The organism is Streptomyces sp. NPDC020490 (assembly GCF_044335305.1).
Lineage (GTDB): Bacteria > Actinomycetota > Actinomycetes > Streptomycetales > Streptomycetaceae > Streptomyces.
Window position 1 is genome coordinate 1 of the sequence record NZ_JBIRUY010000111.1, and the last position, 1,293, is coordinate 1,293.

The window sequence follows — 1,293 nt, forward strand, 5'->3', positions numbered from 1 at the left end:
GAAGATCCGCCATCTTCGAACATGCAGGTCGGATGGGGTGGCGTGGGGGCTCTCCCCGGTGCTCGCGCTGGTCGGGCGCAGGCGTCTGCGGTCTTGATCGTCTGTCAGGTCAGCGGTTGACGTGGATGTTGGTCAGGACGAGCAGGGCGCGCAGGAGGGCGGTGGCGTGGCCGGGGGCGGTGCGGAGCTTGGTCAGGATGCGCCAGGCTTTGAGGTTTGCGAATCCGTGTTCGACTGGGGCGTGTGCGGCGGACAGGACCTGGTTGGCCTGCTTCTGGCCGGGAGTGAGCTTGCGGGCCCGGGTGGCCTTGTAACCGGTGATGATGACCTGGTCATCGGGGTCCTTGGACTTGTCGATGCCGATGAAGCCCAGGTCAGCGAGGGCGCCGAGGCCGACGGCCTTCAACTGCTCGACGATGTGGTCATGTTGGGCGGCCTTCGCGTCGTGGGTGCGGCCGGGCCGGGCGGCGGAGATCCAGATCAGGCGGCCTCTCTCGTCGGTCAGGGCGAGAAAGTGCAGGCCGTGGCGGTGGTGCTTGCCGGAGTAGTTGCGCCGGTCCTGGGCTCCGGTGCGACGCTGGGTCGGTATCAACGTGCCGTCGATGAGGACGACTTCCCCGCCGCGCTTCGCGATCTTCTTCAGGGCGCGGTCCAGGCGTGGGGCGCGGGCGGCGAGCAGGCCGACCAGTTCGTCGCGCCAGCGCCGCAGGGTGGTTTCGGGCACGTTGTTTCCGCCGGCCAGGTCGAGGACGCGCTGGTCGTGCCGCAGCATCGCCAGCACCAGTAGCACGATCCGGCGGGGAGGCAGTGAGCGGAACGGGGAGCCTATTGCCCTCAGGTGCGCCCGCAGCAGTCCGGCGCAGTATTCGACGGTCTGCGTGGACACGTTGAGGCGACACTGGTAGACCAGGGAGGTGCCCTCGGCGGGCTTGTTGGTATTCGTCACACAATCTCAACACCCGCCGGGGGACCTGGGGTTACGGCCCCCACGGTCATCGGCTGTGGTGGTCGTCGTTGCTGCTGGTCACGGCCGTACGGTGAAACGGCCGTCGGGGAGCTTGCGCAGCCAGCCCCGCCCGGCAAGCTTGGAGAGCTTGCCGCGTAGCGGCTCCAGTTTGCCCGGCGTCACGGTGTCGAGCCCGAGTTCCTGGCCGACCTGCTTGGTCGATACCGGCCCGCCCGCACCCTGCACGACAGCGAGAATGCCCTGGTAATGCGGCGGCAGCGCGTCTTGGTCCATGCCGGGCCCACGATGCGGGACCAACAGCACAGCCTGGCCCGCGACCTGCGCGG

General features: G+C 68.6%; 1 protein-coding gene and 1 pseudogene. Both read right to left on the reverse strand.

Annotation, left to right across the window (positions count from 1 at the left end):
* Positions 1–109: 109 nt before the first annotated feature.
* Complete coding sequence (locus ACH4ZX_RS40330; RefSeq protein WP_398283922.1) at positions 110–946, reverse strand: transposase family protein; 837 nt, start codon at positions 944–946, stop codon at positions 110–112.
* Between the two features lie 78 nt (positions 947–1,024).
* Positions 1,025–1,293, reverse strand: a pseudogene (locus ACH4ZX_RS40335) (hypothetical protein); the annotation flags it as partial.